The following is a 15,255-nucleotide window of genomic DNA, read 5'->3' as shown; positions in this document are numbered from 1 at the left end:
CCTCCTATCAGACGTGATACGCCCAAGAGAGTTCATGTGCCGGATTGAGCGTAGTTCGAAACGGGGCGGATGTGGACTGGCGGCAGGTGGGAGTTTCAAGATTTTCTTTGCCTGAAAGTCAGCCATTCTCAGGATGAAGTCGGGGGCTTGCGCAGCAAGCTGAACGCCATCGCAGCCAGGAACAGCACACTCAGCAACAACACCGCCCACAACCCGAATTTCTTCCAGTTCGTACCCGCCGTCGCCGTCGTGGTCACCGTCGATGTCGACGTCACCACTGCCCCGCCGTCCACCGTCGCCTTGCCCAATGCCGCCAGTTTCTGCGCGTTGTAATCCGGAATCAGCGTCGACAACGGCAAGCTCGCCGCTTTCACCGTCGCATTGCCCAGCGCCAGCGTGTAAGGGCCAGGGCCGCGTGCCAGGAACACCAGTTGCGTCGAACGCACGGCGAACTTCAGCGACGGCGCTTCGGCGCCCAAGCCTCCGCCCCGCTCGTCCACCACCAGTTTCAACTGCTGCACGGTTTGCCCCGGCAACTGCAATTCGTTTTGCACCACGTCCTGGCCATTCTGGGTCAGGCGATACAGCAAACCGCTGCCCAGCGGCTGCCACGGCAAGCTGCTCTCGCGGCGGCCAGACAATGCCACCGGCGCCAGACTGTTGGGCTGACTCAGCTCGACCTGCACCCGTTCGACATTTAGTCCCATCGGCAATTGCCAAGTATATTCACCGGCCTTCGCGCTGCTGCCAGCCAACGGTTGCGACCAGACCAACGGCAGCGGCAGGCTGCGGGTGCTGGCGCTTTCCAGCTGCGCCGAGGTCAGCGCTGGCGCCGATTGCGGCGAATTCCACAGCAGGCGCAGATAGCGCGCCGACTGCCCCGGCAGCCCGACTTCATGCTGCTCGACCCGTTCGTCGGCAAACGTCAGTCGTGCCACCTGCCCTTCTCCCCACGACTGCCAATGCTGCAAGTCGTCGCTGGCCTCGATGGAAAAACGCTGGAAGCCGTCACGCTCGCTGGTCCAGTCGAGGACCAATTGCTGCAGCGGCGCCTTGATGCCGCTGGCATCGAGCAACCAGCCGCGCAGGACTTCTTCGCCCGCCTCCAAATGACTGGACGGCTGCACTTCGACCAGCGTGCCGTTGGCACTCGATTGCACCCGCACGCTGGGCGCGCGCTCGGTGGAATCCGCCGAGTCGTACAGCGGGAACCACTTCACATCGGTCAGCGTGCGATTTTCGCGGGTCTGGGCCGATTCTCGCGCCAAGGCATACGCCTGAACCTGACCAGCCGCATTGAACACACGCACATCGCTCAGGTCGGTTTGCCGCGCATTCAACTGCACGCTCAACGGCAATTCGAGGCGGTACCACGGGCCGTCACCGCTCACGGACAACGGCACTCGAGTGGTGAAATCCGCCGGTTGCTCCTGCGCGCTGACCGACAACGTCATACCCAGCGCAACGGCACCCAACCATCCCAGGTTCAGCTTCTGACTCAAGACGACACTCCTTCGGTTTCCGGGGCCGGTTTTTCAGACGCCGGCACAGCCTCGACGCGCTTGGGCGGCAGCGGCGCGAAATAGCCCACCACCAGCAGCAACACGCCCACGCCGATAAACGACACGATCCGCGCGAGCCCGCCGCGGTTACTCAATTCAACGAAGAACAGCTTGGCCACCACCACGCCAATCAACGCCGCACCGATCAGCCAGACCTCGCGACGATGGCGCAAATGGCCGCCGATCATCAGGCTCAGCGCCATCAGGGTCCAGACGATGGACAGGCCGGCCTGCACCAGCATCGACTCCAGCAAGGCATCGAATTCGAACGGCACACCGCCCCAATGGTGCGCAGTGCGCATCACCAACGCAGTGAAGAACACAAACAGCGAAACCCCGGCGATCAATTGCGTGGCGTGCTCGGCGTAATCCTTGCGGATCGCCAGTTGTGTCACCGCGCTGCGCGACCAGACGTAAACGCCGAACAGCGCAAACAGCAGGCCCAACTCCAGCGGGTTGATCAGTGGCACATACGGCAGCGGTTCGGCGGTGCCGTCGCTGACGACGTTTGCCAGCCAGAACCAGCCGAGCATCAGCAGCGCCAGCGGTGCCGCCGCATACAGTCGGTACTCGCGGGAATACGCCGACACCGGCCATGGCCAAGTGCGCGGCGCCGCCATCAGCACCAGATACAGGCTTGGCAGAATCGCCCAGCCCAACCAGCGCCAGGCGTTGTATTGCTCGGACAGCAACAGCAAGCCGTAACGCAGTTCCAGCGCCAGCACACCGATCAACAACCAGCAACCGAGCACATGCGCGGTGCTGACCGCGCGCGCCGGCAACATCGGCGCCAGTCGTTTCAGCGAAACGAAATGCACGACGAACACCGCCGTCCAGGCCAACCAGCCAACACTGGCCGCCGGGTGATAACGCGAGTGCCACGCTGCGAGCAACACCACGCCGGCCGCCGGCATCAGCAAGGTGCAGAGCAAACCCAGCGAAGACCATTTCAAGCGCAGCGCCAACAACGTCCACAACGCCACACTGATGGCCGCGACCGCCAGCAGCAGCGGCGCTTGCAGGTTCACCGGCGCGAAGCGCAGCACTTCACTGACCCACGCCAGCGCCCACCAACCCGCGCCCCACACCAGCAACACTTCGGACAAACGCTGCAGGCTCAACACATCGAATGCCGAAGCGTGGTTGCCCACCTGCAATCGCCAGGCCCCGACCAGCGCCGCCAAACCCAGTACCAACGGCGTCCAGAAACCGCTGTGCGCCAGCGGCTTCAGTCCTTCGCTGGCCAACGGTCCGAGCAGGTCCGGCCCGGCAAACAGGAACGCGGCGCCGCCAATCACCTGCAATAGCAAACCGAAAACGAAACTCACGCGCTGTTTCAAGTACAGGCTCAACCAGATGATGAACAAGCCACTGGCCGCCCACACCGCGCTCGCGGTTTGCCATGGCAACACAAACAACACCGCCAGATTGATCAGCACCAGACCGGCCAGCAACACCACCGACAAACCGCGCAGCAGTCGCACGTCACTGCGCACCATCTCATCGCGCGCCGCCAGCAGCATGCCGGCGATCAACGCCAGGCCGATCAGCGAGGCACTGAGCAACCCGCTCCAGCCGGCACTGAACACTGCCGCAGATTCACCGCCAGCACCTTGCAGACGCAGCAGGAACAACGCACCCCCGAGCAATTGCACAGCAAACGCGGTAAACAGGAACGTGCGTGATTGCAGGCGCAGACCGATAAACAACGTCGCCAGACCGGCCAGCGCCCAGCTGATCGCCGTACCGTGGGTAAAGAAAAACAACGGTGCCAGCAGGTAAAGGAACGACAGGCCGAGGCAAGCCAGAACCGGCAGCCCTTTGCGCTCCCATTGCGCGGTGTGCTCCGGCGAGGCTTGGCGCAATTGATAGAAGCTGAACAGCAACGCCACGCCGAGCATCAACGCACCCAACGGTGCGCCGTCGAGCAGGCTGCTTTCGCCGATCCGCAGTTCGCTGAGAAACGCCAGCGCCGAGCCCAATTGCAGCAGCAAGGCGAAGGCCCTGGCCAACGGACGTTGCTGACGCAAGCCGAGCCAGAAAATCCCGGCACCTTCGACAGCCCAGGCCGCAGACGTCCAGCGCGCATCCAGCCCCAATGGAATCGCCAGGCTGGCGAAAATCACACCCAGCGCCAGACAGGTCTCCGCCAGCAACAACGCGCGGCCGCCCATCAGCAAACGGGCCAGGCCCATGTAGATCATGCCCAGCGCCAATGCGCTGAACGCGGCGGCAAACTCAAGGTGCTGGACCAGCGCGAACTGCAAGCCAAAGCCCACCAGCGGCGGGCCAAACAGCATCGTGCCGTCAACATAATCGCCCTTGCGCGCCGACCAGCGCAGCAGCGCCTCGCGACTTTCGTCCTCGGGCGCATCGCTCATTTCCAGCAACTTGCGTCGGGCGAACAACAGGCCGATGGCCAGGTACATCAGGAAAAACAGGATCAGGAACGGCTCGGTGCTCCACAGCAACTCTGGCGTGTAGGAACGCAGGCCCCAGGCGAAACCGATGCCGAACGTGCCGACAAACCCGATCAGGTTGAGCAAACGCCAGGCCTTGAACCAGGCGATGGCGAGAATGCCTGCGTTGAGCAAGGCAAAGTAGCTGAACAGCGCGACGTGGTTGCCGGCGCCAGTGGACGTGAGAATCGGCGCAGCAAAACCGCCCAGCGCGGCGACGCAGGCCAGCGCCAGGGAATCCTGGGTGATCGCCAGGATGGCTGAGAACACTGTCACCGCCACCAACAAGCCGAGCGCTGCGGTTGGATCAAGCAGTGGATGCAAACGCATGGCGGCGAACACCGTCAGGTACAGCACGGCAATGCCGGTGCCTTGCAGCATCAATGCGTAATTGTTGTTGCGATGACGCAGCCACCAGCCCAGGCCGAGCAGGCCCAATGCCGCCGCCGCAACCCCGGCGTAACGCAGTTCAATCGGCACCACCATGCCTTCGGTTGCGTAACGCAGCAGAAAGGCCAGACCGAGGAACAACAGCACCACGCCGACCCGCAGCACGGTATTGCCACCGAACAGCCAGGCGCGGGCGCCGCTGATGGCGCGATCGATGAAGTTGGGGCCGCGCGGGATGGCAGGTTCGCGAACAACCGGCTCGGGTTTCCAGGCATCGGCCGGCAGTGGCTGACTGGTTTCAGTCGCCGCAGCGGTGATTGGTTCGAGCTCTGGAGGGAGGTCCCAGATCAGCTCAGGGGTTTCGGCAGGGATTTCGTCGAGGGTAAATTCTGGAGGTGCAACGGGCTCGCTGGCGATCGGCTCGCTGGTTTCCGGAGGTTTGACGCCGGACACTTCAAGCAAGGCCAGGCGTTGCTGCACCTCGTTCAGCGCAACCTGCGTCTGCGCCAGCAGAAGGTGCTGCTCGGCAGCTTTTGAACCCAAACGGGCGATGTGGATGGCTTGGCCAATACCCAAGCCGAGCAACGCGCCCAACAGCGCATCACTCAATGACTCGTCGAGTATCCAGCCGAGCACCAGCCCAATCAGCATGAAAATCCATTGCATGGTCGATATCCCTAAGCGGCCCCGCGATGGGGCGAGTCCGGCAAGGCAGCATTGGCTGAGTTTAGTGTGAAACCACACAAACCTGTGGGAGCGAGCCTGCTCGCTCCCACAATGGATTGCCAATGCATGCAACCCGGCGTAACCGGTGCGTAGTATATCGGCCAGGCCCAACAACCGTCGGGCCTTGCACGCAATTATTGCGAAAAGTTACTCCAGTGCCTTCCAGATATCCGTGGCGTACTCACGAATGGTCCGGTCCGAGGAGAACCACCCCATCCGCGACGTGTTCAACACCGCCGAGCGCCACCATTCCTTGGAATCATGCCAGTGGGCCTCGACGCGCATCTGCGCGTCCCAGTAAGAGTCGAAGTCGGCACAGACCAGGAAACGGTCGTAATCCACCAGCGAATCGATCAGCCCGGTGTAACGGGACGGATCATCCGGCGAGAACACCCCGCCACGAATCGCTTGCAGCACGTCATTCAGCCGATGCGACGCAGCGATGTCCGGCGTCGCGTTGAACTCATGGTTCTGTTTGCGCGCTTCCACCTGCTGCGCACTGAGGCCGAAGATGAACATGTGCTCGACGCCGATGCGCTCACACATTTCGACGTTGGCGCCATCGAGGGTGCCGATGGTCAGGGCGCCGTTGAGGCCGAACTTCATATTGCTGGTGCCGGAGGCTTCGAAGCCTGCGGTGGAAATCTGCTCCGACAAGTCCGCCGCCGGAATAATGCTCTCCGCCAGGCTGACGTTGTAGTTGGGCAGGAACACCACTTTGAGCAAACCGCGCACGGTCGGGTCGTTGTTCACCACCCGGGCAATGTCGTTGGTCAGCTTGATGATCAGCTTGGCCTGGTGATAACTGGCGGCGGCCTTGCCGGCGAAGATCTTCACGCGCGGCACCCAGTCGATCTCCGGCTCGGCCCGAATCGCCTGATACAACGCCACGGTGTGCATCAGGTTGAGCAACTGGCGTTTGTATTCGTGGATCCGTTTGACCTGCACGTCGAACATCGCCGCCGGATTGACCGCCACGCCCAGCCGTTCGTGAATGATGTAGGCGAGGGCTTTTTTGCTGAGCAGACGCTGTTCGGCGAATGCTTTGCGGAACGCGGGTTTTTCGGCGAACGGTTCCAGTTCGAGCAGACGTGATTCGGCGTTATCCAGCAAATCCGGCCCGAGGGCATCGACCATCATCGACGTCAGTTCGGGGTTGGCCTGGTAGAGCCAGCGGCGGAAGGTGATGCCGTTGGTCTTGTTGTTGATCCGGTCCGGGTAGAGTTTGTGCAGTTCGGAGAACACGGTTTTGCGCATCAACTGCGTGTGCAGCCCGGACACACCGTTGACGCTGTGCGAACCCAGGAACGCGAGGTTGCCCATGCGCACACGGCGGCCGTTGTCTTCTTCGATCAGCGATACCGCGCGCAACACGTCGAAGTCGTGAATGCCTTTGGCCCGCAGCGAATCGATGTGCTGGGCGTTGATCAGGTAAATGATCTGCATGTGCCGCGGCAGCATCCGCTCCATCAAGCCGACCGGCCAGGTTTCCAGCGCTTCCGGCAACAACGTGTGGTTGGTGTACGACAGCGTGTCCACGGTAACCTGCCACGCCGCATCCCAGGCAACGTCGTAGACATCGACCAGTTGGCGCATCAATTCGGCCACGGCAATCGAGGGGTGCGTGTCGTTGAGCTGGATCGCCGCGTGGTCACCCAGGGTCAGGACCGAGGTGTGCATGTTGCGGTGACGGCGCAGCAAATCCTGCAAGGACGCAGCGACGAAGAAATATTCCTGGCGCAGGCGCAGTTCCTGGCCGGCTTCGGTGCTGTCCGCGGGATAAAGCACGCGGGAAATACTTTCGGCCCGGGCGACTTCTGCCACGGCGCCCAAGTGGTCACCGGCGTTGAAGCGCTCCAAATGCAAATCTTCCATGGCGCGGGCGCGCCACAGACGCAGCGTGTTGACGCTCGCACCGCGCCAGCCGACCACCGGCGTGTCATACGCAATCGCGCGCACGGTTTCCACCGGGGTCCAGACTTGCTTGGTCTTGCCGTTTTCATCAGTGACGGTTTCGACGCCGCCGCCGAAGCCAATCGGGTAAACGACTTCTGGGCGCTCGAATTCCCACGGGTTGCCGAAGTCCAGCCAGTGTTCGGTCTGCTCTTGCTGCCAGCCGTCGACGATGGCCTGGCGGAACAAACCGTGCTCATAACGAATGCCGTAGCCGTGACCGGCGATGCCGAGGGTCGACATGCTTTCCATGAAGCAGGCGGCCAGACGACCGAGACCACCGTTGCCCAGCGCCGCGTCGGGCTCCAGCAGGCGGATGCGTTCGAGGTCGACACCGAGTTCGGTCAGCGCTTCGCGGGCGACGTCGAGCAAGCCCAGGTTGCTCAGGCTGTCGTAGAGCAGTCGGCCGATGAGAAATTCGAGGGAGAGGTAATAAACCCGTTTCTGCCCTTTGCGGTAGATCTGCCGGGTGTGGTCCATCCAGTGCTCGACCATGTGATCACGGGCCGCCAGGGCGATGGCTTCGAACCAGTCGTGGTCAAAGGCGTGATCCGGGTCTTTACCCACCGCGTAGGTGAGTTTGGTCAAGACGGCGTCGCGGAATGCGGCCACCTCTGCTTCGCGAACAAGTGGTTCTTGAGTCATCGATAGGACCTCGAGCGAGCGTGGAGTTGTTGAGCCTAGACGGTCTGACAGACGGCGGGGGCTCTGGTTCGGCAGTTTTTCCTGATAGTGCGAGATAGCTCGGCATTACATTGTCGTGTGCCTGAATCAATGCAGGGGCCGTGCCGGATTAACGGTGCTTTTTGGGTGATACAGAAAAAATCTGGCGAAAGGTTGTTCAAAAATCCACCAGTCCCGGTATGATCGCGCGCCCTGATGCACGTAGCTGGTAACAACCGATGATGAAGCCCAACCTGATCGCCGCCGCTGAGATCGATCGCCTCGATACCTGGGCCAAGTACTCTGCGCCGATGTGCGGTTCCTGTGTGTCCAGCTGCTGCACGCTGCCGGTCGAGGTCAAGATCAAGGATCTGATCCGTATCGGCATCGTCGACGAGTTCGAACGCGGCGAGCCGGCGAAAAACATCGCCAAGCGCCTGCAGAAGGAAGGGATCGTCGAGCGTTACAGCCAGAAGACCGAGATCTTCACCCTCCAGCGCATGAGCAACAACGACTGCCTGTACCTGGATCGTAAGAGCCGTCTGTGCACTATTTATGAAAAGCGCCCGGATACCTGCCGCAATCACCCGAAAATCGGGCCGCGGCCGGGGTATTGCGCGTACAAGCCGAAAGAAGTGGTGCGCGAGACCAGCGAGAGCCGTCGGCCGCTCGATAAGTTTTGATCTCCACTTCACCTGTGGCGAGGGGGCTTGCCCCCGTTCGGCGGCGAAGCCGTCGTGAAGCCGAGCGATGCCTGGTTTCTGGATAAACGAGGTGGCAGGTTTTGGGGGGGCTTCGCCACCCAACGGGGGCAAGCCCCCTCGCCACAGTGATCATCAAACCCCAGACAAACAAAAACGCCCCCGACCTTGCGGTCGGGGGCGTTTTTTGTCAGCTAACTAAAAGACTCAGTTACCGGACTTCTTCGCAGCGCGGGTACGCTCGCTTTCGCCCAGGATCTTCTTGCGAAGACGGATGGACTTAGGAGTGACTTCGCACAATTCGTCTTCTTGAACGAATTCCAGAGCCTGCTCCAGAGTGAAGCGGATAGGCGGAACCAGAGCGATGGTTTCGTCTTTACCCGAAGCACGCATGTTGTCGAGCTTCTTGCCTTTGGTTGGGTTGACGCCCAGGTCGTTGTCGCGGCTGTTGATGCCGACGATTTGACCTTCGTACACGTCTTCACCGTGACCCAGGAACAGTTTGCCGCGAGCTTGCAGGGTTTCCAGCGAGTAAGTCAGAGCCTTACCGGTAGCAACCGAAACCAGCACGCCGTTCTGACGGCCGGACATGTCGCCGGACTTCATCACGTCGTAACGGTCGAAGATCGAGGTCAGGATGCCTGCACCGGAGGTCAGGGTCAGGAACTCGTTACGGAAACCGATCAAGCCACGAGCCGGGATGTTGTACTCAAGGCGCACACGGCCCTTGCCATCCGGAACCATGTTGGTCAGGTCGCCCTTACGGATACCGATCTGTTCCATGATCGAACCTTGCGATTCTTCCGGCAGGTCGATGGTCACGTTTTCGTACGGTTCGTGCTTCACGCCGTCAACCATGCGGATGATCACTTCCGGACGACCAACACCCATTTCGAAGCCTTCGCGACGCATGGTTTCGATCAGTACCGAGAGGTGCAGCTCACCACGGCCGGAGACTTTGAACTTGTCGGCGGTGTCGCCTTCTTCAACGCGCAGGGCAACGTTGTAGAGCAGTTCTTTGTCCAGACGTTCCTTGATGTTACGGGAAGTCACGAACTTGCCTTCTTTACCGCAGAAAGGCGAGTCGTTTACCTGGAAGGTCATGGAAACGGTTGGTTCGTCAACGGTCAGCGGCTTCATCGCTTCGACGTTCAGTGGGTCGCACAGAGTGTCGGAGATGAACAGCTGGTCGAAGCCGCTGATGCAGACGATGTCGCCGGCAGCTGCTTCTTCAACGTCGATGCGGTGCAGACCGTGGTGACCCATCAGCTTCAGGATACGACCGTTACGCTTCTTGCCGTCGGCGTCGATAGCGACAACCGGAGTGTTCGGCTTGATGCGGCCACGAGCGATACGGCCAACGCCGATAACACCCAGGAAGCTGTTGTAGTCCAGAGCGGAGATTTGCATCTGGAACGGACCATCGCGGTCGACTTTCGGCGCAGGTACGTTGTCGACGATCGACTGGTACAGCGGGGTCATGTCTTCAGCCATGTCGGTGTGTTCCAGACCGGCAATGCCGTTCAGGGCCGAGGCGTAGACGACTTTGAAGTCCAGCTGTTCTTCGGTAGCACCGAGGTTGTCGAACAGATCGAAGATCTGGTCCAGAACCCAGTCCGGACGCGCGCCTGGACGGTCAACCTTGTTGATGACCACGATTGGACGCAGGCCGGCTTCGAAAGCCTTCTTGGTCACGAAACGGGTTTGCGGCATAGGGCCGTCTTGAGCGTCAACCAGCAGCAGAACGGAGTCAACCATCGACATTACGCGTTCAACTTCGCCGCCGAAGTCGGCGTGGCCCGGGGTGTCCACGATGTTGATGTGGTAGCCGTTCCAGTTGATGGCGGTGTTCTTCGCCAGAATGGTAATACCGCGCTCTTTCTCCTGGTCGTTGGAGTCCATCACGCGCTCGTCGTTGAGCTCGTTGCGCTCCAGGGTGCCGGATTGACGCAAGAGTTTGTCTACCAGGGTGGTTTTACCATGGTCAACGTGAGCAATGATGGCGATGTTGCGTAGATTTTCGATCACTTGTGTATCTCGATCAGAGGATTCGGTGTGCTGACAAGTCTTGGCAGCGATTAACAGTAGAGTCAGGCCTTGCCGTTACAGCTTGACGGCAGAGTCGGGGGGCCGGTGACGCAGGCCACAGGCATACAGCCCCGGGCTCTTAGCTCGGTCGATAAACGCGCACATTGGCATGCCCCTCACTGAGCAAATGGTGGGCATGCAGGCGACTCATCACGCCTTTGTCGCAATACAGCAGGTACTGGCGAGTAGGGTCCAGTTCCTTGAAACGAGCGTTCAATGCATAGAAAGGCATCGCTTGTACCTCGATACCAGCCAGGGCCAGCGGATCATCTTCAGCGGCATCCGGGTGACGGATGTCGATGATGATTTGCCCCGCCAGCGCTTCGCTGACTTCTTCAATCTGCAAGTCCTGGCCCAATTCGTCGATTACGCGATCGATCGGGACCAGTTTGGCGTTCTCGAGCGCACGCTCAAGGACCGCCATGTCGAATTCTTTCTCTTCATGCTCCACGCGCGGACGCTTGGCGTGGGTCTTTGGGTTCACCGAGATGACCCCGCAGTATTCCGGCATGTGCTTGGCGAAGTCGGCAGTCCCGATTTCGTTGGCCAGGTCGATGATGTCCTGCTTGTGACTGGCGATCAGCGGACGCAAGACGAGCTTGTCGGTCACGCAGTCGATCACGGACAGGTTCGGCAACGTCTGGCTCGACACCTGGGAAATCGCTTCACCGGTGACCAGCGCTTCGATGTCCAGCCGATCAGCAATACGGGAAGCAGCGCGCAACATCATACGCTTCAAAACTACACCCATATGACTGTTATCGACTTTCCCGAGAATTTCTCCCAGAACTTCCTCGAACGGCACACTGACAAATAACACGCGTTGGGAGCTTCCGTACTTCTTCCAGATGAAGTGCGCGACTTCCATGACGCCCAGTTCATGGGCCCTTCCGCCCAGATTGAAGAAGCAGAAATGGCTCATCAGGCCACGGCGCATGATCTGGTACGCCGCCACGGTGGAATCGAAGCCACCGGACATCAGCACAAGCGTCTGTTCCAGTGCACCCAGCGGATAACCGCCGATGCTGTTGTGCTGGCTGTGGATCACAAACAACCGTTTGTCGCGAATTTCGATGCGAACTTCGATTTCCGGCTCTTTCAGCGAGATTCCGGCGGCGCCGCACTGACGACGCAGTTGGCTGCCGACGTATTTTTCGACGTCCATCGAGCTGAATTCATGCTTGCCGGCGCGTTTGCAGCGCACCGAGAAGATCTTCCCGGCCAGGGACTCGCCGAAGTGCTGCTTGCACTTGGCGACGATGTCGTCGAAGTCGCCCAACGGGTATTCATCGACCTGCAGGAAATGCGCGATGCCGGGCATGCAGCTCAGGCGCTCGGTCATCTCCTTCAGGGCTTTGGGCTCGCTGACGCGGGTTTCCAGCTCGAGATTGTCCCACACACCGTTCACCACCACGGCCGGGTCCAGGTCGCGGAGCACGGTGCGGATGTTTTTAGCCAATTGGCGGATGAAACGCATCCGTACCGGGCGGCTCTTGATGGTGATCTCGGGGAAGACTTTTACGATTAGTTTCATGAAAACAGCGCGCGCTGGGCCAGCCGAAAAAGGGGGGCGCGGATTATAGCGGAAATTGCTCAAGGTTTAACCAGTTAATGTGCAGAAGGTTTTGCGCGCACCAAAACGGGTCATTTATAGGATTTAACGCTACATTGTAGGGCGAGATTTTCCACCTGAAGACGCTTTGTGCCTTTATAAGCGTGAAATTGGGGCAAAAAACCCATGGTGGGGCACTGGCATGCAATTTGCTCCCTTGTGAGGCAGGTTGCCTTGGCAGAGTATTCGCGCCGGCATCACCCACATTCCAAGGGCATCCACTACTAAGCCCGAAGCCACCCGGAGGACACTATGTCGAAGTCGGTTCAACTCATCAAAGATCATGACGTCAAGTGGATTGATCTGCGCTTCACGGACACCAAAGGCACTCAGCACCACGTGACCATGCCGGCTCGCGACGCGCTGGATGACGCTTTCTTCGAAGAAGGCAAAATGTTCGACGGTTCCTCCATTGCTGGCTGGAAAGGCATCGAAGCCTCCGACATGATCCTGATGCCGGACGACAGCACTGCCGTACTCGACCCGTTCACCGAAGAGCCGACCCTGATCCTGGTTTGCGACGTGATCGAGCCTTCGACCATGCAAGGCTACGACCGCGACCCACGTGCGATCGCCAAGCGTGCCGAGGAATACCTGAAGTCGACCGGTATCGGTGACACCGTATTTGTGGGTCCAGAGCCAGAGTTCTTCATCTTCGACGAAGTGAAGTTCAAGTCCGACATCTCCGGTTCGATGTTCAAAATCTTCTCCGAACAAGGTTCGTGGATGTCCGACCAGGACGTGGAAGGCGGCAACCGCGGCCACCGTCCAGGCGTCAAAGGCGGCTACTTCCCTGTTCCACCGTTCGACCATGACCACGAAATCCGTACCTCCATGTGCAACGCCATGGAAGAAATGGGCCTGGTCATCGAAGTTCACCACCACGAAGTGGCAACTGCTGGCCAGAACGAAATCGGCGTGAAGTTCAACACCCTGGTTGCCAAGGCTGACGAAGTTCAAACCCTGAAGTACTGCGTACACAACGTTGCTGATGCATACGGCCGCACCGCGACCTTCATGCCTAAGCCACTGTACGGCGACAACGGTTCGGGTATGCACGTTCACCTGTCCATCGCCAAAGATGGCAAGAACACCTTCGCTGGCGAAGGCTATGCCGGCCTGTCCGACACTGCCCTGTACTTCATCGGCGGTATCATCAAGCACGGTAAGGCCCTGAACGGCTTCACCAACCCGTCGACCAACTCCTACAAGCGTCTGGTCCCAGGTTTTGAAGCTCCAGTAATGCTGGCCTACTCGGCTCGCAACCGTTCCGCTTCGATCCGTATTCCTTACGTGTCCAGCCCTCGCGCTCGCCGTATCGAAGCCCGCTTCCCGGATCCAGCAGCCAACCCGTACTTGGGCTTCGCTGCACTGTTGATGGCTGGCCTGGACGGCATCCAGAACAAGATCCACCCTGGCGACGCAGCTGACAAAAACCTGTACGACCTGCCGCCAGAAGAGGCCAAAGAGATCCCACAAGTTTGCGGCAGCCTGAAAGAAGCCCTGGAAGAACTGGACAAAGGTCGCGCGTTCCTGACCAAAGGCGGCGTGTTCTCCGATGACTTCATCGACGCTTACATCGCTCTGAAAAGCGAAGAAGAAATCAAGGTCCGCACCTTCGTACACCCACTGGAATATGAGCTGTACTACAGCTGCTGATCCGGTAGCGCTGCGGCACGCGGCGTGACAAAAAGAGGCCTCCTTCGGGAGGCCTTTTTTGTGCCCTGGATTTCACGAGCGATGAATAACCCCTGTAGGAGTGAGCCTGCTCGCGAAAGCGGTTTCTCATCCAAAATGAATGCTGCTGACACACCGCTATCGCGAGCAGGCTCACTCCTACAGGGGCTTTGTGGTGTTTGAGAGAGATCAGTAATTCATGCCCAAATGTTAACGCCTTGGGTCAATCGCCACCCCTGACCTATGCTGCAACCCAACGCTTTCGTTTCTGGTCGATTTTATGGGTCGTGGTTTTCTATTTATCTTGCTGCTCATCGCCCTGCCCGCCGCCGCGCAGATCTATAAGTACACCGACGCCGATGGCAACACCGCCTACAGCAATCAACCGCCCGATGGCGTCACGGCCCAGCCGGTTGAATTGCCGCCGCTCAACAGCGTGGAACCCCAATCTCCTCCAGCCGCCCCCACCGGCACCACCCGCAATGAGCCGCCCGGCAACGCCTACGAGGTGCTGCAATTGACTGGCGTGCCCACCGAGGAAGCCCTGCGCGCCAATAACGGCACCTTCACCGTCAGCGTCCTGATCAAACCGCGCCTGCAAGCACCGCATCTGTTGCGATTACTGCTGGATGGTCAACCGTATGGGCAATCGAGCAACGTGCCGATCCTGCAACTGGTGAACATCGACCGCGGCGAACATAGCCTGGCGGTGCAGGTGATCAATGGCGAGGAGGTCCTTCAGCAAAGTCCCACCGTGACGCTCACCGTGCAACGGGTGCATAAGCCATGAGGCTGTGGCTGCTGATCGCCTGTTTGATTGCCTTCCCGGTGTCAGCCGAGGTCTTCACTTATGTCGATGCCCAGGGCAATCGCGCCTTCACCGACCAGCCGCAACATGGCAACGCCAAACGCGTGCCGCTGGCGACCAGCAATCGCATGGCTGCCCAATCCACTGCAAAACCGCTAATCGCCGTGAATCAGCCCGAAGAGCAACCGCTGTTTCACTACGATTTGCTGCGCATACTGGTGCCGGAGCCGGACGCGACGATCCGCAGCAATGCCGGCGAAATGATCGTCAGCGTCACCAATGAACCCGGCCTGCAACCGGGTCATCGCTACCGCCTGCTGCTCGACGGCCAACCCACTGCCGAACCTGGCCTGAGCCCTGTATTCCCCCTGACAAACATCGATCGCGGCAGCCACAACCTGTCAGTGGAAATCCTCGACGAACAAGGCCGCACCGTCGAACGCACGGCCAATCAACCCTTCCACATGTTGCGCACCTCCCTCGCGCAACAACGCCGGGTCAAACCCTGCACCCTCGCCGACTACGGCCAACGGCCGGAATGCCCCCTCGAAGACAAACCGGAAGAAGAAAAAAATCCCTTCCTTCGTTTGTTCTAACGCCGTTCAGGTTTGTGCAC

The 15,255-nt window shown here is 59.9% G+C and carries 9 protein-coding genes; 4 read left to right on the top strand and 5 right to left on the bottom strand.

Annotation, left to right across the window (positions count from 1 at the left end; all coding sequences use genetic code 11):
* Positions 1 to 128 precede the first annotated feature (128 nt).
* The 3 genes from BK660_RS24460 to BK660_RS24450 form a co-directional block, all read right to left on the bottom strand.
* Positions 129 to 1,502: a DUF3999 domain-containing protein gene (locus tag BK660_RS24460; RefSeq protein ID WP_123435456.1), complete on the bottom strand. Its 1,374-nt coding sequence runs from the start codon at positions 1,500 to 1,502 to the stop codon at positions 129 to 131.
* Complete coding sequence (locus tag BK660_RS24455) at positions 1,499 to 5,077, bottom strand: DUF2339 domain-containing protein (RefSeq protein WP_123435455.1); 3,579 nt, start codon at positions 5,075 to 5,077, stop codon at positions 1,499 to 1,501. Before BK660_RS24455 ends, BK660_RS24460 begins: the two co-directional genes overlap by 4 nt.
* 207 nt (positions 5,078 to 5,284) lie before the next feature.
* Positions 5,285 to 7,735 carry a glycogen/starch/alpha-glucan phosphorylase gene (locus BK660_RS24450; RefSeq protein WP_123435454.1) on the bottom strand — a complete coding sequence of 817 codons (2,451 nt, stop codon included), beginning with the start codon at positions 7,733 to 7,735 and terminating at the stop codon, positions 5,285 to 5,287.
* 260 nt (positions 7,736 to 7,995) lie between these two features.
* Here BK660_RS24450 and BK660_RS24445 point away from each other — a divergent pair, with 260 nt between their 5' ends.
* Positions 7,996 to 8,436 carry a YkgJ family cysteine cluster protein gene (locus BK660_RS24445; protein WP_123435589.1) on the top strand — a complete coding sequence of 147 codons (441 nt, stop codon included), beginning with the start codon at positions 7,996 to 7,998 and terminating at the stop codon, positions 8,434 to 8,436.
* Positions 8,437 to 8,661: 225 nt separating this feature from the next.
* Here BK660_RS24445 and typA read toward each other — a convergent pair whose 3' ends face one another.
* Both typA and thiI read right to left on the bottom strand, forming a co-directional pair.
* On the bottom strand, positions 8,662 to 10,482 hold the full coding sequence (gene typA, locus BK660_RS24435; RefSeq protein WP_090176728.1) for a translational GTPase TypA: 1,821 nt from the start codon (positions 10,480 to 10,482) through the stop codon (positions 8,662 to 8,664).
* A 139-nt stretch (positions 10,483 to 10,621) separates the two neighbouring features.
* Positions 10,622 to 12,076, bottom strand: coding sequence for a tRNA uracil 4-sulfurtransferase ThiI (gene thiI / locus BK660_RS24430; protein ID WP_027922157.1), 1,455 nt, complete (start codon positions 12,074 to 12,076; stop codon positions 10,622 to 10,624).
* Between the two features lie 330 nt (positions 12,077 to 12,406).
* On the opposite strand from thiI, the gene glnA reads away from it, so the two are divergent.
* The 3 genes from glnA to BK660_RS24410 all read left to right on the top strand — a co-directional run bounded on the left by glnA (position 12,407) and on the right by BK660_RS24410 (position 15,235).
* Positions 12,407 to 13,813: a glutamate--ammonia ligase gene (gene glnA / locus BK660_RS24420; RefSeq protein ID WP_027922158.1), complete on the top strand. Its 1,407-nt coding sequence runs from the start codon at positions 12,407 to 12,409 to the stop codon at positions 13,811 to 13,813.
* Between the two features lie 298 nt (positions 13,814 to 14,111).
* Entirely contained in the window at positions 14,112 to 14,621 is a 510-nt protein-coding gene (locus BK660_RS24415; protein WP_123435452.1) for a DUF4124 domain-containing protein, read from the top strand.
* Positions 14,618 to 15,235: a DUF4124 domain-containing protein gene (locus tag BK660_RS24410; RefSeq protein WP_123435451.1), complete on the top strand. Its 618-nt coding sequence runs from the start codon at positions 14,618 to 14,620 to the stop codon at positions 15,233 to 15,235. The genes BK660_RS24415 and BK660_RS24410 overlap by 4 nt, the downstream gene beginning before the upstream one ends.
* Positions 15,236 to 15,255: the final 20 nt, after the last annotated feature.

It is taken from the genome of Pseudomonas brassicacearum, from assembly GCF_003732265.1.
Classification (GTDB): Bacteria; Pseudomonadota; Gammaproteobacteria; order Pseudomonadales; family Pseudomonadaceae; genus Aquipseudomonas; species Aquipseudomonas brassicacearum_D.
Note: the sequence above shows the minus strand (reverse complement) of the source record. Positions and strands in the feature narration are given on the sequence as shown.